This is a genomic window from Bradyrhizobium sp. USDA 4474, assembly GCF_054057515.1.
Window position 1 is genome coordinate 2,037,822 of record NZ_JBSRZJ010000002.1, and the last position, 21,635, is coordinate 2,059,456.

The 21,635-nt window shown below is 61.3% G+C and carries 19 protein-coding genes and 3 pseudogenes; 1 reads left to right on the forward strand and 21 read right to left on the reverse strand.

The annotated features are described in order from the left end of the window. Positions 1-2: 2 nt before the first annotated feature. The 3 genes and pseudogenes from ACVW16_RS11410 to ACVW16_RS11420 form a co-directional block, all read right to left on the reverse strand. A pseudogene (locus ACVW16_RS11410) lies at positions 3-1,284 on the reverse strand (cytochrome P450); the annotation flags it as partial. Positions 1,285-1,289: 5 nt separating this feature from the next. Beyond that, positions 1,290-1,573 (reverse strand): annotated as a pseudogene (locus ACVW16_RS11415) (cytochrome P450); the annotation flags it as partial. 289 nt (positions 1,574-1,862) lie between these two features. Then, on the reverse strand, positions 1,863-1,997 hold the full coding sequence (locus ACVW16_RS11420; protein WP_456699324.1) for a hypothetical protein: 135 nt from the start codon (positions 1,995-1,997) through the stop codon (positions 1,863-1,865). 782 nt (positions 1,998-2,779) lie between these two features. On the opposite strand from ACVW16_RS11420, the gene ACVW16_RS11425 reads away from it, so the two are divergent. After that, positions 2,780-3,721, forward strand: coding sequence for a TauD/TfdA dioxygenase family protein (locus ACVW16_RS11425; protein ID WP_456699325.1), 942 nt, complete (start codon positions 2,780-2,782; stop codon positions 3,719-3,721). Positions 3,722-3,878: 157 nt separating this feature from the next. Here the strand turns inward: ACVW16_RS11425 and ACVW16_RS11430 are convergent, their stop codons facing one another. The 18 genes and pseudogenes from ACVW16_RS11430 to ACVW16_RS11515 form a co-directional block, all read right to left on the reverse strand. Continuing rightward, positions 3,879-4,115, reverse strand: a complete 237-nt coding sequence (locus ACVW16_RS11430; protein ID WP_128921289.1) for a DUF2274 domain-containing protein — start codon at positions 4,113-4,115, stop codon at positions 3,879-3,881. 4 nt (positions 4,116-4,119) lie between these two features. After that, complete coding sequence (locus ACVW16_RS11435) at positions 4,120-5,325, reverse strand: TrbI/VirB10 family protein (RefSeq protein ID WP_456699326.1); 1,206 nt, start codon at positions 5,323-5,325, stop codon at positions 4,120-4,122. Beyond that, positions 5,322-6,350: a P-type conjugative transfer protein TrbG gene (trbG, locus tag ACVW16_RS11440; RefSeq protein ID WP_456699327.1), complete on the reverse strand. Its 1,029-nt coding sequence runs from the start codon at positions 6,348-6,350 to the stop codon at positions 5,322-5,324. Before trbG ends, ACVW16_RS11435 begins: the two co-directional genes overlap by 4 nt. Further along, positions 6,347-7,030 carry a conjugal transfer protein TrbF gene (trbF, locus tag ACVW16_RS11445; RefSeq protein WP_456699328.1) on the reverse strand — a complete coding sequence of 228 codons (684 nt, stop codon included), beginning with the start codon at positions 7,028-7,030 and terminating at the stop codon, positions 6,347-6,349. The genes trbG and trbF overlap by 4 nt, the downstream gene beginning before the upstream one ends. A 100-nt stretch (positions 7,031-7,130) precedes the next feature. Beyond that, positions 7,131-8,361, reverse strand: a pseudogene (trbL, locus tag ACVW16_RS11450) (P-type conjugative transfer protein TrbL). Further along, positions 8,358-8,723, reverse strand: coding sequence for a putative entry exclusion protein TrbK-alt (gene trbK-alt / locus ACVW16_RS11455; RefSeq protein WP_456699330.1), 366 nt, complete (start codon positions 8,721-8,723; stop codon positions 8,358-8,360). The pseudogene trbL and the gene trbK-alt overlap by 4 nt, the downstream one beginning before the upstream one ends. After that, positions 8,720-9,451 carry a P-type conjugative transfer protein TrbJ gene (gene trbJ / locus ACVW16_RS11460; protein WP_456699331.1) on the reverse strand — a complete coding sequence of 244 codons (732 nt, stop codon included), beginning with the start codon at positions 9,449-9,451 and terminating at the stop codon, positions 8,720-8,722. The genes trbK-alt and trbJ overlap by 4 nt, the downstream gene beginning before the upstream one ends. Then, positions 9,448-11,889 carry a conjugal transfer protein TrbE gene (gene trbE / locus ACVW16_RS11465; RefSeq protein ID WP_456699332.1) on the reverse strand — a complete coding sequence of 814 codons (2,442 nt, stop codon included), beginning with the start codon at positions 11,887-11,889 and terminating at the stop codon, positions 9,448-9,450. The genes trbJ and trbE overlap by 4 nt, the downstream gene beginning before the upstream one ends. A 10-nt stretch (positions 11,890-11,899) precedes the next feature. Further along, positions 11,900-12,163 carry a VirB3 family type IV secretion system protein gene (locus ACVW16_RS11470; RefSeq protein ID WP_456699333.1) on the reverse strand — a complete coding sequence of 88 codons (264 nt, stop codon included), beginning with the start codon at positions 12,161-12,163 and terminating at the stop codon, positions 11,900-11,902. Continuing rightward, on the reverse strand, positions 12,163-12,486 hold the full coding sequence (locus ACVW16_RS11475) for a TrbC/VirB2 family protein (RefSeq protein ID WP_456699334.1): 324 nt from the start codon (positions 12,484-12,486) through the stop codon (positions 12,163-12,165). The genes ACVW16_RS11470 and ACVW16_RS11475 overlap by 1 nt, the downstream gene beginning before the upstream one ends. Position 12,487: 1 nt before the next feature. Further along, a complete protein-coding gene (gene trbB / locus ACVW16_RS11480; protein ID WP_456705071.1) occupies positions 12,488-13,402 on the reverse strand; it encodes a P-type conjugative transfer ATPase TrbB in 915 nt (304 codons plus the stop codon). 229 nt (positions 13,403-13,631) lie between these two features. After that, entirely contained in the window at positions 13,632-14,960 is a 1,329-nt protein-coding gene (locus tag ACVW16_RS11485; protein WP_456699335.1) for an MFS transporter, read from the reverse strand. A gap of 132 nt (positions 14,961-15,092) precedes the next feature. Next, positions 15,093-15,518 carry a CopG family transcriptional regulator gene (locus ACVW16_RS11490; RefSeq protein WP_456699336.1) on the reverse strand — a complete coding sequence of 142 codons (426 nt, stop codon included), beginning with the start codon at positions 15,516-15,518 and terminating at the stop codon, positions 15,093-15,095. A gap of 6 nt (positions 15,519-15,524) precedes the next feature. Next, positions 15,525-17,513, reverse strand: a complete 1,989-nt coding sequence (locus ACVW16_RS11495; RefSeq protein ID WP_456699337.1) for a conjugal transfer protein TraG — start codon at positions 17,511-17,513, stop codon at positions 15,525-15,527. Positions 17,514-17,548: 35 nt separating this feature from the next. Then, positions 17,549-19,312, reverse strand: a complete 1,764-nt coding sequence (locus tag ACVW16_RS11500) for a relaxase/mobilization nuclease domain-containing protein (protein ID WP_456802353.1) — start codon at positions 19,310-19,312, stop codon at positions 17,549-17,551. Beyond that, a complete protein-coding gene (locus ACVW16_RS11505) occupies positions 19,309-20,310 on the reverse strand; it encodes a lytic transglycosylase domain-containing protein (protein WP_456699339.1) in 1,002 nt (333 codons plus the stop codon). Before ACVW16_RS11505 ends, ACVW16_RS11500 begins: the two co-directional genes overlap by 4 nt. Positions 20,311-20,576: 266 nt before the next feature. Then, entirely contained in the window at positions 20,577-21,089 is a 513-nt protein-coding gene (locus ACVW16_RS11510; protein WP_456699340.1) for a S26 family signal peptidase, read from the reverse strand. Then, positions 21,086-21,550, reverse strand: coding sequence for a DUF2840 domain-containing protein (locus tag ACVW16_RS11515; protein ID WP_456699341.1), 465 nt, complete (start codon positions 21,548-21,550; stop codon positions 21,086-21,088). Before ACVW16_RS11515 ends, ACVW16_RS11510 begins: the two co-directional genes overlap by 4 nt. Between the last annotated feature and the right edge of the window lie 85 nt (positions 21,551-21,635).

Sequence of the window (21,635 nt, forward strand, 5' to 3'; positions counted from 1 at the left end):
CTCTGCGCACGCAGCCGCACCGGCAGCGCGCGGAACGTCCTCAGGAACGCGGAGGGCTCCCGCGTCGGCTGTTCGGTCAATGCTAGCTTGGGGAAGCGCGCCTCAATCCGCGGCAAGCTCTCGGCCAACTGTACCCGGGCCAATTGCGCACCAAGGCAGAAGTGGATGCCATGGCCGAAGCTCAGCATGATCTTCCCGTCGGTCGACATGCCGGGACTGGTGTCGTAGAACCGCGCGGGATCGAAGCGGTCGGGATCGGCGAAGGCGTCCGGGTCGCGATTGCCAGACGCGATCAGCAAGCGAACATCCGCGTTCTTCGGGATCACCACACCGCCTAGTTCGATGTCGTGCTTGGCGATACGCGGAATGGAGCTGAACATGATGGGAGCGTCGCAGCGCAGGACTTCTTCGACGAACGCCTTCACCCCCATGGCATCTCCCTGCAGCCAGTGCCGCTGTTCGGGATACGCCAGCATCGCCAGGATCGCATGGTCAATCGTCGCGGCAGTGGTGGCGAAACCGCCCAGCAGCATGCCCCACAACATGCTGATCAACTCCGCATCCGACAGCGTGTCGGCATCATCGTCGTGCGCGCCGACCAGCATCGACACGATGTCGTGGCGGGGATCGGTACGCTTGCGTAGTATGAGATCGCCGAAGTAGGCCTTCACTCTGGCACTGGCCGCGTCCGCCGCGGCGAGCTGGGGATCGCTGGCCTGCGGGCTCAGGCCTTCCAGAATGGCGCCGATGCCGGTAGCGAGTTCGAACATGTCGTCCTTGGGCATGCCAAATAGTTCGGCGAATACAAGCATGGGCAGTGCCAGCGCGAATTCCCGATGCAGGTCCACGGCCTCCCCGCGCTCCAGCGCGGGCGCCATGCTGTCCATGCGCGCTGCGACAATGCGCACGATGCTCGGTCGCAGATTGTCAATCTCGCGCATGGTGAAATCGCGCGAGATCAGCCGGCGAAGACGCGTATGCGCTGGTGGGTCTTTCATTGCTATCGTGGAGGCCAGCAGATCGAACGAGAGGCTGTTCGCCGCCTGCGGAAAATAGCGCGCCAGTTCGCCTGGCGCCGGCCCCCGAAACGCATCGCCGGTGGCATTGAGCACCCAGTAGATGTCGGCGTGGCGGCTCAACAGAAAGAGACCCGACGCCGCGCGATGCTACCGGATCGTGCTCGCGCAACCATCGCATGAACGGATACGGGTCGTGGATGCGCGCCGGCAACGCCAGTTCGGCGAATGCGTCCCGGCATGCTGCCCTGGTTTCTTGCACATCCATCTTGGTTATCCGTCGGCTGGCTGATCTAACCTGTGCGCGGGAGGCGCGCGGGAAAATCGCGGAGACGATCGCGATCCCTCGGCGGCGTGCGCACATCACCAGAGCGCCGGAACTCCTCCAAACCGTCAGTGACGATCTTCTTGCGCAACTTCAGTTCTTCGGGCGCCACGGCCAAGCGCAGTGCGGGAATGCGCTGGAAGATAGAACCGAACACCACCTTGAGTGTCAGCCTGGCCAGCGACCCGCCGATGCAGGAGTGCGGCCCGTAGGAGAATGCTAGGTTCGCTTTCGTCGGCAGGAGTTGTTGAGACACGGCGGCACTTCAATCTTAAAGCGGTGGAACGCGGAAGATGGTCGAGGCGCTGCGGGCAGCGCCTGCGCGTGCGCTTGCATTCACTCCTGTTCGTCGATGTTGACCGGCGGGGAAGACGGCTGAATCCTATGGCCTCAAGCTGCCTTTAGCCACCTACCGAATCTTGTAGTAGCTCGGAACGCCTGTGGCGCTAAAATGGAAAGTCGATCCCCACGCGCCAACATACGAACGTATTTCCGATCGGTATCCGCCTATTTTTGGTTGGCTACATGCGCGTGTCGCCGGACTCCGACCGCCAGAACACCGACTTGCAGCGCGACGCGCTGCTCGCGCCGGCGTTGATCCGCTTCACTTGTTCGAGGATGACGCCGCGCCAAAGCTGCCCCGCGACTGGTCGCATTGGTGTCATCAACGGCCTAGCAGTAAGCAAACTGGCAGGAGATCAGAATGTTGCAGCTCTCATCTCGTTCAGGACTAAGACGATAATGTGCATGATCTGTCCACAGCGTCGCTCAACAAAGAGCGATCTTACACCTACAGCTCTCAAAGAACCCGAGCGGTCGGTCCATCAATTACGTCCCGAAATTCACGAAGGAACAGTCAATTGGGATTGCCGAACTCGTGTAGACTGTGTCGGTATTCTGACAGAGGCACAATCTCGTGTCAGGTCCAGTACAACGCGCATAGTAAACGTTGGTACTGTCGAAAGCCCATTTAGCTTTGTGACTTGCTGGCGCCGCCGGGGATGACCATTGCTCAAAACAAATTGCTGGAGAAACAGGGCTAAAAGGCAGCAATGCTCTCGCTCCAAACTCTCTATCTCGCTGCGGAAGAAAGGTCCGCTCGTTCAGCTCGTTTACGTGCGCTGCACCCCTGACAGCTCTGTTCGGACATATCCACTGCGACCGCTTAGACATATAGAACAGCTAAAACCTGGTCTCGAACGTATTACCGCACGTAATGCACCCAGGTTCATGGCTTGCGCTTCGACTGGGTTAGCTTGGCATCGAGTTCTTTCGTCAGTCGGCCCAACCACTGGCTTAGTTCGAGGACTCGCGCCAAATCCCACGATTCGTTCACCGCCCATTGTCGAGTTCATGTTTGTCTTTCGGCTGGCACGATGCTTGCTGAAGTTCATTGCTCCCGGGGCGAGGAAGAACTGCAAGAGCTTGGAAAAGCAAGATGAGCACGAACGCTTTGATCGGTGGCGTCATTCCGCGCACCGATGTTGTGAAACGTGCGGCGCGCATTGGTGCCGAAGTCAAAAATATCAAGTTATCAGGCGATCTACCGGATAACGCAATCGCCGCGATCAACAGCCTATTGCTAGAGCACAAGGTGATCTTCTTTCGGAATCAAGGACATGTTAATGACGCCGAGCAGGAGCGCTTTGCCGCTCGTCTTGGAAAGCTGGTGCCACATCCGATGCTCGGTGCTACCAAGGGGACGGCGTCGCTTCTCGAATTGGACTCCACTCGCGGCGGCGGTCGCGCCGACGTTTGGCATGCGGATGGAACCTTCGCCGACGCTTATCCCAAGATTCTGGTACTACGGGCTGTTGTAATTCCGATGTTTGGAGGCGACACGGTGTGGTCGAACACAGCTGCCGCTTATCTTGGTTTGCCGCCGCCGCTACAACGGCTGGCCGATGGCCTATGGGCCGTTCACAGCAACGTCTTCGATTACGCCGGGATCGCGCGTGTCCGCGAGATCGATAAAAAACACTTTGACGAGGTGTTCACCAGAACGGTTTTGGAGACCGAGCATCCCGTGGTACGCGTCCATCCCGAAACAGGCGAGCGGACGCTAGTGCTCGGCGCGTTGGTGAAGCACTTTGTTGGGATCCCCAAATACGACGGACAAAAGTTGTTCGATCTGCTCCAATCTCACATCACCGCGCCCGAAAACACCGTGCGCTGGAACTGGTTAGAGGGGGATATTGCGATATGGGATAACCGCGCAACGCAGCATTACGCCCTCAACGATTACGGCGACCAGCATCGCGTCGTACGTCGCGCTACGATCGAGGGTGACGTGCCCGTCAGCGTCGACGGCAGGAGCAGTGTAACGCGCCTGAACGGGACCGAAAAACTGCACGTCGACACCCAGGACTCTGCCGGCTGAAAACCGGGAAACATTGGTTACCGCAGTCGTTTCGGACAAACGCGGAAGTACGCTTTCCGACGCCGCATCTCAGCTCTTAACGCCAACTTCGGCAGCGCTTGGCTGTGCTGGCAAACATTTGTGTCGACAACGGCTTCAACGAAAGCTTGATGCATCACTATCCTTCGCCGGCGGCCGCCCCGTGGCCACGTTTCAGTTTAGAAAACGCGCGATCAGTGGCCATAAAGCGCGCCAACATGGGGGCGATGAGTTTAGTCGGATCGACCACTTGGCCACCCTGACGCGTAAGCGCTTCTGCATATGCAATGAGATCACGACGCACGGCCGCGGGCAGCTCCACAGTCACTTTGACGGGCTTGTCGTCTGGGAGCTCTCCTATTTTAAGTTTTGGCATGTTGTCACCCGCGATATGGGGTAAGTATGAGATCACGATTAACAAGAACACGAACCGGGAAACCGGGTCGCACGGTCAGAGTGGGCTGGATGTTGAGGCCGCGCCGAACTACCTGTTGACCGGTCTGGTTCAGGGAGTCCGAGGCGCCGTGTCGCAATGCCTGGATGAGGGCGCTGTCGTTGCTGTTGGTGTCCGAGCCTGCTCCGAGTTCGGTCCCAACCGCTAGAAACGTCGATAGTGCCGCAGCCTTGAACAGCTCACCCCAGTGATTGTCGACCTGGTCTTCGAGACCTGCATAGCCTGCGGCATCCGCTCCAGGCTGTCGCTCGAGAACGATAGAACGGCCATTCGGCATGATCAGCCGAGTCCAAACGAGCAGGACGCGGGACTGGCCGAAAGTGACCTGACTATCGTAGATCCCGATCAGACGCGCTCCCTGGGGCACAAGCAGAAAGCGGCCAGTCGGCGTGTCGAAAATATTTTCGATTACCTGCGCCGTAATTTGGCCTGGTAGGTCGGATCGAATCCCGGTGATCAGAGCGCCCGGAATAACGGTCCCCGCTTGCACGATATATGGTGAAGCGGGCCTGGTGACGCGATCAGGGCTGACCGTGCGGCGGTCCACAGAGGCGTTCACGAAGGCAAGCTTGCGATCTTGACCGTTCTGCGCAAATCCATCGTCATTGGCACTCGCAGGCAATGCGATGCGGTCGCCCCCTACACTCGTTGCCGTTGGCTCACGCACTTCTCTCCCATTGGTCGAAGTGAACAGATGGCTGACGCGGGCTGCCTCGGTCTCCTGGTCCCGCCGCTGCTGGTCCGAATCAGCTCCGCTTGTCGGCAACTGGCCTTGAGCTGCAAGGATGGGTCGACCGAGGTCCCCGGGGAGCGGCGGACCCAGTTGCGGGATTGGCTGGCGTGGAATGCCAGCGTAGTCCTTCGGCAGCGCCGTAATCCCGTCGGCAACATTGTGGTGGTCGGTACTGTAAAGCTCATCGGCCGCGTGGTCTCGAGGGCCATTCTTCTGCAGCGACCACAGCACGGCTCCGCTGATGACAAGCAGGGCTACCGCGCTCCCCGCCGCCAGTACTTTCCGTGACAACCGTGTCACGCGCGGGTGCTCCGCTCTCAAGCGGAAGTTCCTGGACTGATCCTCTTGTGTCTCAGACGGAGCCGCTTGCTCCTGATCGTTTCCATTCCTGAGATTCATGACGAAGGCCTCCCGTCGGTCCGGACAATACGGACCTTCTGCTGGTGCTCGCCGCCAAGCCGCAGTTCGGCGGCAGCAAACAGCCGATCGACGATCAATACGTTGCCGTAAGCGCGATAATTGACGAGTTCAGTCTTGCCGTCTGGACCGATGACGAAGAGCGGAGGCATCTCGCCCTGCACGATGCCTTGCGGGAATTCGACATAGACCTTGCGGCCATCGTCATATGCGGCGAGCGGCCGCCAGGGCGGGCTGTCTCCTTCGATGGCGTATCGGGGGATACGTTGCGCCGGATCCGGAAGAACGGGTTTCAGAGCAATTGAACGGGACCGTTCATGCACAGTTTCCGGATAGTACCAGGCAACAGACGGCATGTAGGGCCGCTCGCGGGAGCGGAGCTCGATCAGATAGGTGCGCCGGTCGGTATTGACGACAAGGTTGGTCTCGATCGAAGCTCGGGTCGGCTTGACCAGGATATGGACGCGCCGTGTATCGCCGCTCCCGCTCTCGGTATCGCCCACGACCCACCGCACGGTATCTCCGGCCGCGATCGGCCCCGATCCCGTCAGCTGCTCCCCCTCCTCGAGCGCAATATCCGTGATCTGCCCCGGTGCAGCGTAAATCTGATAGAGCGCCCCTGGACTGTAGGCGTAGATTTGCGCCGCATTGAAATATCCACGCTTGCGCGGTTCGACCCGGGCTGCGCTGTTTGCGGTCTCAACCCGGCTGACGGGTTCAGCGTCTTCCTTCCCTCCCGACTTGCCGCCGAGAGCCGGTTTCCAGAGGGGTGGAACGTGAAGCGGTCGCGATCTGTCGTCGAGAGCCACCGGAGTCGCCGGTAACGGAGGCACTTCAGCGTCATAGCTGATCTCCGGCGGAATGTAGGTCGCGCACCCACCGAGCGGAGACGAACAAAGCAGAAGAGCGGACAGAAGTGCACGCTTCGAGGTCACGAACTCGGGCCCCGCCGAATTGAGCCTGCTTTGCTGGAGAGACGAATGAACGTCAGACGGCGTCTTGGTCACTGACTCAACTCCTTTGACCAGTTGATGGCGCGGACGTAAACGCCAAGTGGATTCTTGCGCAGGCGTTCGGCATCGCGGGGTGTCTCGATCACGATCGAGAGAATCGCAGTCCAGCGCTCAGTCGAACTCAGCGAGCCGTTGTCGTAGACGCGCTCGGTCCACGCGACGCGAAAGCTCTCCATAGAGGCGCGAATGACGCTCGACACGTCGACGGAGATTTGGGCCTTGCCCAACTTGGCAAAGGGGTCATTGTTGCGCGCGTAGTCGTTAAGCGCAGCGGCGCCGCGATCGGTCGTAAAATCATAGGCCCTGAGCCAGTTTTGTCGCAGAACGATGCTGTCGGCCGGCAGGCCCCTGACATCCTCGATGAAGCGCGCCAGATGGTAGGCGATCTGAGCATCGGTGGGCTGATAGTCGATGTTCGCTGGCGCAACCCTTTGGGCCCGGCCGAGATGGTCGACTTCGACCACCCAGGGCGTGATCGAGCCCTGGCTCGACTGCCAAACTAGGCTAACTGCGAGACCGGCTGATAACATCAAGCAGCCGAACGCCATCAGGCGCCAGTTCTTGGCCTGCACGCGGGCCGATCCAATTCGTTCGTCCCACACCTGCGCTGCCTTTTGGTAAGGCGTGGTCGGCTCGGGCATGCGCCCGTAATGAACGGAAGGTCGTTTGAACATCGATAATTGCCCCTGAGATCAAGTGATCGGTTTTGAGCGTGCGGTGTACGGATTTGAGGCGCTGCCGCGCAGCGGGTGGCGAAAGCGCGGTGGCCGCGCGTCAGCGCTCTCCTTCGGACAAATCGACGGACGAGCCGCTGCCGCCATGATCGCCTGAGCGAACCGCGTGGCCGGCCGCCGACGCACCGTGCCGAATGGTCTGGGCCCCCTTCATGCGCCGCGCCCAATCTGGCTGCCCTTCAGCCGAGGTGCTCGCGGCCTGCCCTCCCGTTTGCTCAGTTGCGCCGAACGCCGCCGCTGCGCGACGCAAAGGACTCATAGCAGCCGAGTGACCTGCCTCCGCGACACCAGCAATGCCTCCGCTTCGATAGGCCGCTGATGCTCCACTCATGATGGCGCCGCCAACGCGCGCTGCACCTGCAATCGCACCACCAGCGAGACTGGCGCCGCCGGCGGCGAGGCCGGCGCCCGCCGCAACAATGCCACCGGCAGCAAGGCCTGTTCCAACCGCGGCACCGGCACCGAGCTGAGGTCCACCTGACACCAGGCCGTTGGCGATTCCAGGACCGAAGATGCCGAGGCCCAGCAACGCGAGCGCCGCGAGCACCAGCGTCATCGCGTCCTCGATGGTCGGCTGGCGCGCCGCCGAAGCCTGCGGTGAACTGCGAAAACAGGGTCGAGCCGATGCCGACGATGACGGCCAGGACCAGGACCTTGATCCCTGAAGATATCACGTTGCCCAAGACCCGCTCGGCCGCGAAGGCTGTCTTGCCAAACAGGCCGAAGGGAATGAGCACAAAGCCGGCCAGGGTGGTGAGCTTGAACTCGATCAGGGTGACGAAGAGCTGAATCGCCAGAATGAAGAAGGCGAGCAACACTACGACCCAGGCGAACAGGAGAATCACGATCTGGACGAAATTCTCGAAGAAACTGATGTAGCCCATCAGATTCGAGATCGAATCGAGGAGCGGCCGACCGGCATCGAGACCGACTTGAGCGATCTTCCCCGGTCGCAGGAAATCCCCCGCCGACAGGCTTGTACCAGACGCTTTCAGCCCAAGGCCGGCAAAGCTCTCGAAGACAATGCGTGCCAGGCCGTTCCAGTTGCCGATGAGGTAAGCAAAGACGCCGACGAACAACGTCTTCTTGACGAGGCGCGCGATGATGTCCTCGTCCGTTCCCCAACTCCAGAACAAGGCGGCTAGTGTGATGTCGATAGCGGCAAGCGTCGTCGCGAGATATCCGACGTCACTCCCTAGAAGCCCGAACCCATTGTCGATATAACGCGTGAATGTTTCCAGGAATTGGTCGATGATCCCCGTACCCGTCATTGCTTGTTCGCCTCGGGAGTCGCCGGTTGCGGATGACCTTGCGGGATCCGGCTCTGGTCTTTTGGGCCGGGTGCCAAACCTGCGGAATTATCTCGGCCAGAATCTGCGGGATCGTTCTTGCCGAAAAAGCGACGCCGGTTTTCGGCCCACACTTGCTTGCAGTGCTGATAACCTGCGGCTTCCTCCGCAGTGACACTGCGGCAGCCTGCAAGGTCAGAGCTGGTTGCATCCGTTGTCTGCTCCGCCTTCGGCGGCGGAGGAGGACCGTTTCCGCCACGAAGCTGAATTGTGCAGGCAATGACCACCAACACGCTGATCGTCGTGAGCAGCGATAACGCCTTGAACGACCTTATGTCGGTCATTGGTGGAACATCTGCACGTTGGATGATTGATAGCCCTGTCCTGGTGTCAGGAAACGCCTGAGCTGCTCTCGCCCCTGATCCTGAGCTGAGGCGCGCTGAGCCGCTTCGAGGCTCTGCGCCCTGCCCTGCGCCGCCGCGGCCGCTGTGAGATCGGCAAGTTGTTGCGCTTGAAGCGCGAGGATCTGGTTGCCGGCCTGAGTTGCCTGCAAGGCGCCACTGGCACTCTGGCTCGAGGTTACGAGGGCAGACGTCTGGATGCGATTGGTGTCGAGGTTGCCAACGATGCCAGCCTGGACACGAAGCGCGTCTTGCGTCGCGGCATAGGAATTCTGCCATCGCGATTGAGCGTTGGAGATTAGCAACTGGTTCGACTGGCTGCTGGTCGCTGGCGCGTAGCTTGTCGAGAAGGCATGATCGATCTGCTGCACGTCGTAGGTAATGCGCTGAGCCTGGGCCAGTAATTGCTGGGTGCGCTGGATCGATGATTGCAATTGCTGCAGCGACGAATACGGCAGGTTTGCCAGATTCCTTGCCTGATTGATCAGCATCTGCGCCTCGTTCTGCAACGAGGTGATCTGATTGTTGATCTGCTGGAGCTCCCGCGCGGCCGTCAGGACATTCTGAACGTAGTTGCTGGGATCAAAGACGATCAGTGCCCGTGCGGGTACCGAGGCACCAAGCGCCAGCGCAATGGTGCCAGCGGCTGCCAACAAGCGAAGACGCTTCATAGCGATTTCTCCAGATTTGCGAGATTGGGGATCAGCTCGAGGGCCCAGGCGACGTCCCGGTGCTGTAGCCAGGCCGGCACGAAGCCATCAGGTCCATGTTCGGCGAAGAGCTGCGCAATGGCTGCCTGATCTGTCTTGGAAGAGGCCGCGGTGAATGCGAGCGCAACTTCGCCCAGACCAAGCTCGAACATCCGGTTGCCGCGACGGGACTGGCAGTAGTAGTCGCGCTTTGGCGTTGCCCGGCTCAGAAGTTCGATTTGGCGATCGTTGAGTCCGAAGCGGCGGTATATGGCAGTGATTTGCGGTTCGATCGCCCGTTCGTTCGGCAGCAAGAGGCGCGTTGGGCAGCTTTCGATGATCGCCGGCGCAATCGGAGAGCCATCGATGTCCGAAAGCGACTGGGTGGCGAAGATGACGGACGCGTTCTTCTTGCGAAGCGTCTTCAGCCATTCCCGGAGCTGCCCCGCAAAATCCTCGTCGTCGAGGGCAAGCCAACCCTCATCGACAATCAGGAGCGTCGGCCGGCCGTCGAGACGGTCCCCAATACGATGGAAGAGATACGCCAGCACGGCCGGCGCAGCACTCGTTCCGATCAAGCCTTCGGTCTCAAACGCCTGGACCGACGCCTCGCCAAGGCGCTCGAATTCAGCATCAAGCAGGCGCCCGGAGGGACCACCGAGGCAATAAGGTTGCAAGGCGCGTTTCAGAGAGTTCGATTGGAGCAGGACTGACAGGCCCGTGAGGGTATGTTCCTCCCTCGGCGCCGAGGCGAGAGACGTCAGCGCCGACCACAGATGATCCTTGACCTCCGGGGTGATCTCGACCTTTTCCCGCGCCAGGATCGCGCAAATCCATTCCGTGGCCCATCCGCGTTCGGAAGGATCATCGATCCAGGCCAGCGGCTGCAGGGCGACGGGTTGTTCATCTGCATCGGACGATGCGCCACCGAGATCATGCCAATCACCGCCCATGGCGAGGGCGGCCGCTCGGATCGAACCGCCAAAATCGAAGGCAAAGACCTGAGAGTCGGGGTAACGGCGGAACTGTAGCGCCATCAGGGCAAGCAGGACCGACTTGCCGGCACCTGTCGGTCCCACCACGAGGGTATGGCCGACATCGCCGACATGGAGCGAGAACCGGAAGGGCGTCGATCCCTCGGTCTTGCCGAACAGAAGCGGCGGACCCTTGAAGTGCAGATCCCTCGCCTCGCCGGCCCAAACGGCCGACATTGGAATCATATGCGCGAGGTTGAGGGTCGACACCGGTGGCTGCCGCACATTAGCGTAGACGTGCCCGGGCAGACTGCCGAGCCAGGCTTCAACGGCGTTCACCGTCTCGATCATGCAGGTGAAATCGCGCCCCTGGATGACCTTCTCGACGAGGCGGAGCTTTTCATCGGCGGCATTGGCATCGCGGTCCCAGACGGTGATGGTCGCCGTGACAAAGGCTTGCCCGATCTGATCCGATCCCAGTTCCTGCAAAGCCGCGTCGGCATCGAGCGCCTTGTTGTGAGCGTCGGTATCGAGCAGCGTCGATGCCTCGTTGGTCATCACCTCCTTGAGGATGGCGCCGATGGACTTTCGCTTGGCGAACCATTGCCGGCGAATCTTCGTCAGCAGCTTGGTGGCATCGGTCTTGTCGAGCATGATTGCGCGGGTCGACCATCGGTACGAAAACGCCAGGCGATTCAGGTCGTCCAGAATTCCCGGGGTCGTGGCGCCCGGAAAGCCAACAATCGTCAGGACCCGAAGATTGGCTGAGCCCAACATCGGCTCCAGCCCGCCGGTCAACGGCTGGTCGGCCAATAGCGCATCAATGTACATCGGAATTTCTGGCACCCGAACGCGATGACGCTTGGTCGAGATCGTCGAGTGCAGGTAGGTCAGGGTGTCCTCATCATCGAGCCAGGCACATTCGGGCATAAACCCTCCGACGAGCTGCAGCAGGCGGTTAGTTTGATCGACAAACCCATGGAGAATCTCGCGCGCGTCTGCGCCAACAGTCCGATCGCGGCCCTCATAGAGCAAGCGCTCTGCCCTGGCGGCTCCCTCCTCCGGCGGCAGATAGAGGAACGTTAGAAAATAGCTGGACTCATAGTGAGCGCCGGCCTCTTCAAACTGAGCTCTGCGCTCGGCGTCGACCAGCGCCGATGCCACATCCGGAAACGTACTCGGAGGATAGACCCCAGCAAAATGACGCTGCGCCTCGATGAATAAGGCCCAGCCGGATCCCAGGCGGCGAAGTGCGTTGTTCAGGCGACCGGCGACGCCGACAAGTTCGGCCGGCACCGCGCTGTCGATGTCAGGTCCCCGGAACTTTGCCGTCCGCTGGAACGAGCCGTCCTTGTTCAGGATGATCCCCTCATCGACGAGGGCTGCCCAGGGCAGGAAGTCGGCGAGACGCGCGTTGGAATGACGATATTCGGCAAGGTTCATCATAGCAAAGGGCTCAGGTGTTGAGATGTGCGGGAATGCGCAGATGTTGGCGCACCACATCGACGAAGGCGGGATCGCGCTTGGCCGCCCAGACGGCGGCCATGTGGCCGATGAACCAGAGGACGAGACCCGCGATCCAGAGCCGAAGTCCAAGTCCAAGGGCCGCAGCAAGCGTGCCGTTAACGATCGCGACCGACCGCGGCGCGCCCCCCATCAGGATAGGCTCAGTGAGCGCGCGATGAACGGGCACGACAAAGCCTGCGACTTGGTCATCCATCAGATCACCACGCCGCCGCCGAAGGAGAAGAACGACAGGAAGAAGCTCGAGGCGGCAAACGCGATCGACAGACCGAACACGATCTGGATCAGCCTTCGGAAACCACCCGACGAATCCCCGAACGCGAGCGTGAGCCCGGTCACCACGATGATGATGACGGCGATGATCTTGGCGACCGGACCTTCAACCGACTGCAAGATCTGATTGAGCGGCTGCTCCCATGGCATGTTCGAGCCAGCCGCCCACGCCGGCGGGGCTGCCACAAGCACCGCGCCGAAGGCGGCCAACGATGCACCTCGAAGAAAGCGAAATTTATGACGCATGTCAGTCTCCTGCTGATGAAAGGTCGTAGTCGCCAGCGGCGCCAAGCCCTGTTACGCGGGCGAGTTCAGCGAGGCGACGGTCAGCGCCGCGGCCCGCAAGGACAGCGACGAGGTTGATCGTCTCAGCGATCAGGGCACGGGGAACCGTGATGACGGCTTCCTGGATGAGCTGCTCCAGCCGCCGCAGCGCGCCGAGCGCGCTGCCCGCATGGATCGTGCCGATGCCGCCGGGATGGCCTGTACCCCAAGCCTTCAGCAGATCGAGCGCCTCGGCACCTCGCACTTCGCCAATCGGAATGCGATCAGGTCGTAGCCGCAGCGAGGACCGAACGAGCTCCGATAGCGTGGCCACACCATCCTTGGTCCGCAAAGCGACGAGATTGGGCGCCTTGCACTGAAGCTCGCGCGTATCTTCGATCAGAACGACCCGATCGGAGGTCTTCGCCACTTCGGCCAGGAGCGCATTCGTCAACGTTGTCTTGCCGGTCGATGTCCCGCCGGCGACCAGAATGTTCCTCCGTGCGGCGACCGCGTTCCGCAGGATCTTGGCCTGCTCCGAGGTCATGATCCCCCTGCGGACGTAGTCGTCGAGCGTAAACACGGCGACAGCGGGCTTGCGGATCGCAAAGGCCGGTGCCGCAACGACCGGAGGCAACAGACCTTCGAAGCGCTCGCCGGTCCCAGGCAATTCGGCCGAGACCCGTGGCGAGCCCGCATGCACCTCCGCACCTACGTGGTGCGCAACCAGACGAACAATACGCTCGCCATCCGCTGCGGAGAGAGTTTCGCCTGTGTCGATCAGGCCATTCGACAATCGGTCGATCCACAACCGCCCATCTGGATTGAGCATCACCTCGATGATCGCATCGTCTTCGAGGTAGCCGGCAATCGCAGAGCCAAGCGCGCTGCGCAGCATTCGCGCGCCGCGCGAACTCGCTTCCGATTGAATGGAATGTATTGCCACCGTTCGTCCCCACCGAATGAGGACGTCCAACGAGCGTCCTCATGTGGGGATGATTAGAAAAGGCACCGATGGACTTGGCGCAACAAGCGGCTTCAGTGATCGTAGGCTGGCGTAGAAAAAGTAAGAGTGAGAACTGATGTTTGAGGCCTATTCAATAGGATCGTACTCGGCGAGCTACCGTTCACCACTCCGCATCGTCATCCGCGGGTACCAGTATGACCGAGTTCTCATACAGGCCGACGGGTTCGACAGCGTCGGAATCACTTGCCGGCATGAAGAAGGGAATTGAACTTATCCATGGAGCGACGGATTGGCGCCAAGGCAACGCGAACCATACCAACGCCGCGATCTGCAGTGCTATGTTGAGGCCGAACGCGACCTGATAGGCTGGGACGGATCTGTGGCCATCGTTCGTCGGCCACTGCTCCAGGATCAGGCCTGTTGCGGATTGCGCCAGAAAGGCCCAGCCAAAGTGCAGGACGTTCAGGGCGCCATTGGCACGACCAGCAAGCTCAGGCGGAAAGTAATCCGCTATTACCGCAAAACTGGCCACGGTCGCCGTTCCGGCAATTGCGACAACGGACCAGGGCAAAATGGACGGCAGAGGCGCTCGCAGGATCAAGGCCAGTTCGGCTGCGATAAACAAGACCGCAACGATCGTTAGTATCGTCTCCGCGCCGATTCCCCTTCGTTTGATGTGATGAACCGTCATGCCGAACAACCAGGCACCGCCGCTTAGCGTGATCGACATTATGAACAGCTGTCTGACGAGGCTTGCGCGATCAAGCCCCTCGACGTCTGTCAGCCACGGCGATGCCCACAATCCCTGCAGGGACCAGGACGATCCAACGCAAGTCGCCGACAACGGGGCCATTCGCCAAAAGCGCCGATCGCTGAAGACGGAGCTCAGGGTAGTGGCCGCTGTTGATGTGGCCACGCTTCGTTCAGGCACCACGAGATAGATGAGAATGGCTGTCGTACCGGTCGCGACTGCCATAATGTCAAAGAGCTGCCGCCAGCCCATCCAGGCGAGCAGGTATTCGACGGGAGCCGTGGCGGTCACCGCTCCAAGCGATCCCAACATGATCATGTAGCCATTGAGCAAGGCAACTCGCTCCCTCGGGAACCAAAGGATGATGGACTTCAGTCCTGCCGTGAGCGACGCCGCGACACCAAGCCCGATCATTGCGCGCGCGGTCAAAAGGGATAGGAAGCCGGTCGATACCGCGAACAGTCCGGCACCGACTGCTGCGAGCAAGAGCAAAACGCTCTGGACGCGACGCGGACCAAAGCGGTCCAATAGAATACCGATGGGGATCTGAGCCGCTGCGAAAACAAGAAAGTAGACTGACGTAAGCAGCCCAAGATCTGCAGCCCCAACACCGGTATCCGAGCTGAGATGGCTGGCGATCAGAGCGTTGATCGTTCGAAACAGATAAGAGAGATAGTACCCAGCTACAAAAGGCAGAAAAACGCGCGCGATTCGACGCCATGCTGTTGAGATTTGCATGCTGGCCCCTTTGCTCTCAGCTCGCTCGAGCCGATAGCGCGTCCAGCTATTGTAAGTTCGGCAAAATCGCTGCGGTCGTAGGCTGGCGTAGAAAAAGAGGGACTGGCGAGATCATCTCATTACATGGTTCAATCAGCTGTTCTCGGTCGGTTCCTGACGGCGGATATCTTCTGGTATCTCGCGCAGAAAGCTTTGCCCCTTCTGCAAACGGCGCCCGAGCGCCTCGACAAATCCTTCAAAGCGCTCCCGACCCTTTGCCTGCGCGGCCGCCTGCGCGTCGTTGGGTAGCGGCGGCGTGATCGTCAGCCAGAAACGAATAAAAAGGGCCAAAGTTTCCGCCGTCAAACCCACGTCGCGTTCTAGCCTCTGCATCTGCCGCGACACTCGGTCCAGGCGACGGGTAAACGCCGCCTCCCGCCTGTCCGCCCCGTCCGGTGACAGAAATGAAGCGACGGCCGCTTCCACAATCGCAGACCGAGAGAGCTTCTTGCGATCGGCCAGGTCCGAGATCTGTTTCAGAAGCTCTGGCGGAAAATAGACGTTCATCCGGTCGCGCATATCGCCTCAGAGCTCCATAGCGTCATTCGGGTCCAGGGCGGCCTGACGGGCGACACCTCGCATCTGTTTGCGGATGAGCCGAGATTGACGTAACGCATCCTCGTCATCGTCAAGGACGGCAGCGAATTCTTCTGCCGGTGTCGGTTCGGTCGCCTCCCTGGCGATCGCGACGTGATCGGGGAGCTCGGGCTCACGACGGAGTCCGCTGTTCGCCGTGTCTTCCTCGACCCCCGAAGCTTGGTCAGCTGGACTCGCCGTCGGCTTCGGCGTTCCGAGCGTTGACCATCCGTCCGTTCGCGATGATCGGCCGGCTGTCGCCGGATCAGGCGGCGGTAAAACACGCTCGGTGAATCGGCGATCCTCGTAGTAGCGGACCTTCCTCGCCCGGATCGGCGCGGTCCCTGCCACCATGACAATCTCGTCCATCGGCGAAAGCTGCATGACCTCGCCGGGGGTCAAGAGCGGCCTTGCCGTCTCTTGGCGGGAGACCATCAGATGCCCCAGCCAGGGGTTGAGCCTGTGACCGGCATAGTTCTTCATTGCCCGCATCTCCGTCGCCGTGCCCAGCGCATCGGACACCCGCTTGGCCGTCCGCTCGTCATTGGTCGCGAAGCTGACTCGGACATGGCAGTTGTCGAGGATCGCGTTGTTCGGGCCGTAGGCCTTCTCGATCTGATTGAGCGACTGCGCGATCAAGAAACTCTTGATGCCGTATCCCGCCATGAAAGCGAGCGCGGACTCGAAGAAATCAAGCCGGCCCAGGGCCGGGAATTCGTCGAGCATCATCAGGACTCGATGCCGACGGTCACGGGCGTGCAAGTCCTCGGTCAGGCGCCGGCCGATCTGGTTCAGCACCAGGCGGATCAGTGGTTTGGTCCGTGAGATATCGGAGGGCGGCACCACAAGATAAAGCGTCGTCGGGCGGCCATCTGCGATCAGATCGGCGATCCGCCAGTCGCACCGGCAGGTCACCTGAGCCACGACAGGGTCGCGGTAGAGCCCGAGAAACGACATCGCGGTAGAAAGAACACCGGAGCGTTCATTCTCGGATTTGTTGAGGAGCTCGCGCGCGGTCGAGGCGACCACGGGGTGAGACCCCTGCTCGCCAAGATGGGGCGTGGTCATCATCGCCTTCAGCGTCGCCTCGATCGGCCGCTTCGGATCGGAGAGGAAAGCAGCGACCCCGGCCAAGGTCTTGTTTGCCTCGGCATAGAGGACATGGAGGATGGCGCCGACCAGGAGGGAATGACTGGTCTTCTCCCAATGGTTCCGCTTGTCGAGCGAGCCCTCGGGGTCGACCAGGACATCGGCCACGTTCTGGACGTCGCGAACCTCCCATTCCCCGCGCCGGACCTCAAGCAGCGGATTGTAGGCCGAAGACTTCGGATTGGTTGGGTCGAACAACAGGACGCGGCCATGCCGCGAGCGAAAGCCGGCGGTCAGTTGCCAGTTCTCACCTTTGATGTCGTGGACGATGGCCGAGCCAGGCCAAGCCAGCAACGAAGGAACGACGAGGCCGACACCCTTGCCGGACCGGGTGGGCGCAAAACACAATACGTGCTCCGGCCCGTCATGGCGGAGGTAGTCGCGGTCGAGTTTGCCCAGCACCACACCATCAGGACCGAGAAGTCCGGCCGCTCGAACCTCTTCCACATCTGCCCAGCGCGCCGAACCATAGGTCTCGACATTCTTGGCCTCGCGCGCGCGCCACACCGACATGCCGATCGCCGCCGCGATCGAAACGAAGGTCCCGGACGCCGCGATGAACGCACCCTCAACGAAAACCCGCGGCGCATAGGCGTCGTAGACGAACCACCACCAGAAGAAGATCGGCGGGTAATAGACCTTGAAGCCCGCCAGTTCGAACCAGGGCCGCCCAAGCTCCGGTTGCCAGGCGAGCCGCCAGGCCGTCCACTCGGTTGCTCCCCAGATGGCTAGCAATACAATCACGCCGACGACAATCACCTGTCCCCACAGGATTTTGGTTCCGGACATCCCGAGGCCCTTCCGCAACTGAATTGGAGAGATTGCTAGAGGCCGAGGTCGCGCTTCCGACCAAAGCCCCATTCGATGCTACCGCTGTCCTTCACGACGCCGGTGACGTGTTGGCCAAGCCTCGTTTCGAGTTCGCGCGACCAGGGCACGAGTTGGAAGCCGAATCCGTTGTCGATCATGGCGAAGCGTCCTGAGGTGAGAGTCAGCCGCTGGCGATAAGTGCCCGCCACATGCTCCCCGGAGTCAGGCTTAACGTAAGGGAGGCGGGTCTCGGCCGAGACTTTTGCGGCCACCTCGTCCAGTTCACGCCGGCGCAACGTGTTCAAGAGGTCGCGCTGCAAGATGATGCGTGGGCCCTGCCGCCGCGCCAGGCCCTCCTGGATCAAATGCTCGGTACGGGCTTCCAGGGCGTCGCGTGTCTCGCGGCCGAATCCGCCCATGGCGAGCGGCATGGGGTCCCGTTCAATCAGCCGATGGTCGAGCCATGTTGCCCCTCGTGCCGTGATCTGGCTACCAAGATCGAGATCGGAGCGTGTCGCGAGAACCAAGGTCGGCCGCGGATCGTCGGCTTGACCGAAGCGTCGGACTTCAACGATTCCGCCGATCGTCGGTGCCTCGTCGAAAGCCTCGAGCCCTCGAAAGCGCACGTGGTGCGCGCGTCCGTCTGTACCGTCGATCAGGGCGTACGCCTCACCGGTCTGTTCGTCATGCAGTCCCCGATCGATCAGTCGCCCGACAATCTGGGATGTCGATTGTCCACCCTCGATGACGAAGTCGGCAACGCCGCGCGTTTCCCCACGGTCGGTAAAGGCGCGGTGCATGGTCTTGATGATGTCACCCCGCATGCCGAGGTCGCGCAAGCTCCTCTCGGCCTCGAGGCCGACCATCCACTCCCCCGGCGCGGCGGAGGCAGCAAGGCCCAGCTTCTCCAAGTGTTGAAGGCGACCGACCATCAGGCGCCGGATCTCGGGATCCGACTTCCCGGGATCGACTGGACGAAGATCAATGTAGCCCGTCTCATCAGCTGCCAGTCGGATCTCCCGATCGAGCCGTGTCCATCGCTCGGCCGTAACTTCCCTCTCCAGCGAATTGCGGATCTCGTGCTCCGGTTTAGGACCCAACTCGATGGCGACCAGTTCCTCGTCGCGTGAGCGCAGGCCCTGGCTGATATAGTCGCGGGAGATCACGAGATCCGCCCCTTCCTGATCGACTCCCCGAACTAGAAGATGGACGTGAGGATTGTCGGTATTCCAATGATCGACGGCCACCCAATCGAGCCGCGTGCCGAGATCGGTCTCCATCTGCCTGGCGAGGTCGCGCGTGAAGGCCTTCAGGTCCGTCATTTCGCCGGCATCCTCCGGCGAGACGATGAACCTGAAATGATGCCGGTCGTCCTTGCAGCGTTCTGCGAAGGCCGCGCTATCGGCGCGGTCGCCGCCGGCATCGAACATCTCGGCCCGCTCACCACTCCGGGTCACGCCGTCACGCTTCAGATACGAGACGTGGGCGGTCAGTGGTGCTGATCGGAAGGCTCGCCCCTTGTGACGAACCACGCGCGCCTTTACCACGACGCGCCGCGTCGGGCTGAACAATCTGCCACGGCTAAAAGCAAGGCGCCCGCGGCCAAACGTCGAGCGTCCATACGCCGCGGAACGCCTGGCAGCCGCAGCCTGACCCGAAGTGTGCCCAGCCCTCTTTGCCGCGCGCAGTACCTGGTTGATGAAGCTCCTTTGCTTCGGCGCGCGGGTACTGCGGATTCGCCCGGGCCGAACACGGAGATCGCTGTCGCCCACGGTCATGGCGAGGCCTCGCAACCATCAAAGGCGCACTCGGTGCCGGAGACGCCGTTGATTGCATTGGTCAAAATGCAAGTCGCGGCACGCGCCGCGACCGACCGGCACGCCAGAACCCAAGCCATGCCAATGGCTTGCGGTTCGACCGGCGAGCCTCTTTTATCTCGCCGTCCTGCCGTCGTGGTCTCCCCGTCGCCGCTTCCCGAAAGAGCCACCGCGACCTGGCTGCCAACTCGCGAAGCCCCTACTGCTTCCGAGCGCTTGCGATAGCGATCGTTACCCGAAGGGCCGAGACACCCGAAGGGTGGCTCGGTGAGGAGCGAAGCGACGAGTAGAGCGCGGGCCGAAGGCATCGCCCATACGCCATCGGCTTGCGAACCTGCACATTTGGTCATTGCGATGCTCCCGAATCCGATCGAGCGACGAACACGCCAAGAGGCCGTGGAACCATGTGCGAAACATCGGGCGCCGAGATTGCAGCCGTGACACCGCTCGACGGCATGAGCGCCAGGAACCGATCGCGCGTATTCATGGGAGAGCGTCGCAGCTGCTGATGACTGTCCGCTGGCTGTCCACCTCGGCGGCAGTTCGATGGCAAGCAAGTTTGCAAGCTTCGTGACGTATGCTCGCGTCTCGTCTGGCAGAGAGCCGCCCGCGAGATGCTCTTCATAGCGAGCCGGTCCCGCATTGTACGCGGCAAACATGCCAGGCGAGCCATATCGATCGAGCAGTTCGCGCAAGTACGCCGTGCCGGCCAGAATGTTGTCATGCGGGTCGTAGGGGTCGTTCCCGAGATTGTAGCGCTCGCGAAGTTCCGCCCAAGTCGCCGGCATGATTTGCATCAGGCCCATTGCGCCTTTGGGCGACTTGGCGTGCACGTCTCCAGCGCTTTCGACGTTAATGACCGAACCGATCCAGTTCACCGGAATTGCAAAACGCTTCGAGGCTTTGTCGACGAAAGCTGCAAACGGGTTGCTTGCCTGAGCAACCGCTTGAGCTAACACTGATCCACTCTCGGCTCGAGCAGCCCCGTCCGACGCAGCGAAAATAAGCAGCAGCGACACGACAGCCCAAACGCGCACGCCCGACCGAGCCAAGCATGCCGTTGTGCTCGCGCCCTTCCAGGGCAAAGCGGCTTCGCGTCGGCCATGCGGCAGCCGTGGACTGCCGCGGCGCGCGCCGGCGCTGCTAGCGTTGGTCGGGACGGAGGAATGGTCCCGCGATCGATCGAACAGAGAAATGGCGGGATAAGAGCGTGGAACACGCACGATCACTCCTCCCACGTCCACACGGGCAGCGCACGGCCGATCACCGCCGACGCAGGCAAGAATCCAAAATATCGGCCATCCAAGGAGTCGTCGGACTGCCAGTTCATCAGAAACAGCTCGCCGTCACCGACGACGCGGCAGCCCTGCCATTTCGGCAGCGGCCGGCCTCGTCTGTCGTGATCCTTCGCCTCGCCCACTGCGATGTCGTCGACCGAAATCGTGAGGTCCGTTCTGCAAACGGTCTGCCCGGGAAGGGCAAGCACGCGCTTCAGCATGGGGACGCCGAAAGGCAGATAGCCGTTCAAATCGAGGAAGGTCGCAAGCGGCTCCGGCGGCTGAACGGCGACCAATTCAGTGACTTGGAATTGGTCAGCCGGTCGGAGGCGGTAGAGACCGATCGGCACGCTCGCGGATGCGTTCCAGATGTAAAGCGGAAGCGGCTCCAGGACGATCGTCACGATGAGCGCGGAAGCGACCCCAAACGTCACGGCCAGCATCATTGGGCGGCCTGTCATCGCATGACCCTCTGCCGGTGAAGCCAGGCCTGGTGGCGGGCTTTCGTATACGGGCGTGGGTTTTCATTGACGGACAGGCGGTTATGAACGTGATGCCAATGATCAGGCGCGACATCAGCTGGATCGATACCGAACGCCTCAACGGCGTCGACCATCTGTAGCACGCGCTCGACCTTCGGCCAGCCGGACAGACGCAGCAAAATCTCTCCGCCGGGTGTCACATAAGGGACAGTCGAGCAGCGCTGTCCCGGTGCGACCGCGCGCAAGATGTCGATCCGCGAAATGATGGTGCCAAAGTCATTGGAGGTCCATCGGACGAAGGCAAAGATGCTGCCGGGCGCGAATGACAGGACACGCCGGTGGCGATCAAGCTTCCGTTCGTTGACGATACGACCGAACCGAATGCGGTTTTCGATTCGCTTCTCGAGCCACAACACTTCCACTTCCGTGAGATCGCTCATGCGGCGGCTCCCTGACGCTGGAGCTGGTAACCGTGAGCTTGGGGCTCGGTGGAGAGTGTGTATGGCGTGCAAAGGCAGGCTGGCC